Raw genomic sequence first — 999 nt, 5'->3', positions numbered from 1 at the left:
TCCCTGGCCCCCACCCGCCATTGGCGCCAGCCCCACAGGGCGACGGTCATCACCAGCAGTTGCTTGCCCACCCCGCCGCCGAGCGCGGCGGAGGCGTAGGCGGCCACGAGGATCAGCCCGGAGGCCACCTGTACCGGCCAGGTCCACACCGAGCGACGCCACCCCAGGGCGAGGGCCGTCAGGCCGAGGAGGTTGCCGACGAGATCGGACCAGATGACGCGCTGACCGACGATCTCGAAAGCGGTGGAGTTGAGTTGGTCGAACAGGCTCATCCCCGCGCCTCCGCGGCCGGATCGGAAGCGGTTCCCGGAACGGCGGGCACGACGGCGGGCGAGCCGGGGGCGAGGAGACGCTCGACGTACTTGGCCAGCACGTCGACCTCCAGGTTCACCGGGTCCCCGGGAAGCACGCGACCGAGGGTGGTCAGGGCCAGCGTGGTGGGGATGAGGCCCACGCCCAGGACCGGCTCGCCGGCGCCCCCGGTCACCGGTGCCTCGACCACGGTCAGACTCACCCCGTCGATGGTGATCGAACCCTTCTCCACGATGTAACGGCACAGGTGCGCGGGCACGGAGAAACGGACGGTCTCCCAGTGGTCGCCGGGGATCCGTTCGACGAGGGCGCCGGTGCCGTCCACGTGACCCTGCACGATGTGGCCGCCCAGGCGGGCGCCGAGCGCGAGGGCACGTTCGAGATTGACCGGCGAGCCGGGGCCGAGGGCCGCCAGGGAGGAGCGGTGGAGGGTCTCGGCCATGACGTCGGCGGTGAACTCCCCGTCCCCGACCGTCACGACGGTCAGACAGACTCCGTTGACGGCGATCGAGTCGCCGTGCCGGGCGTCCGAGACCACACGGGGCCCGTGGATCCGCAGGCGGGCGGCGTCCTCGAGCCGTTCGACGGCGACGACCTCGCCGAGTTCCTCAACGATTCCGGTGAACACGGGGGACTCCTCGGTGGGTGCGGGCACGACGTCGGGGTGGACTCCCACACGGGTGGGGT

General features: G+C 71.8%; 2 protein-coding genes. Both read right to left on the bottom strand.

Annotated elements, in window-relative coordinates; all coding sequences use genetic code 11:
- On the bottom strand, positions 1–272 hold a 272-nt coding region (locus FNQ90_RS24665), incomplete at its 3' end, for a nicotinamide mononucleotide transporter (protein ID WP_143625208.1).
- Positions 269–940 (bottom strand): riboflavin synthase, encoded by a 672-nt coding sequence (locus tag FNQ90_RS24660; protein ID WP_182608361.1) that lies wholly within the window; start codon positions 938–940, stop codon positions 269–271. The genes FNQ90_RS24660 and FNQ90_RS24665, both read right to left, overlap by 4 nt.
- Positions 941–999 lie beyond the last annotated feature (59 nt).

Source organism: Streptomyces alkaliphilus (genome assembly GCF_014141535.1).
In the GTDB taxonomy this organism is placed as follows: domain Bacteria; phylum Actinomycetota; class Actinomycetes; order Streptomycetales; family Streptomycetaceae; genus Streptomyces; species Streptomyces alkaliphilus.
Note: the sequence above shows the minus strand (reverse complement) of the source record. Positions and strands in the feature narration are given on the sequence as shown.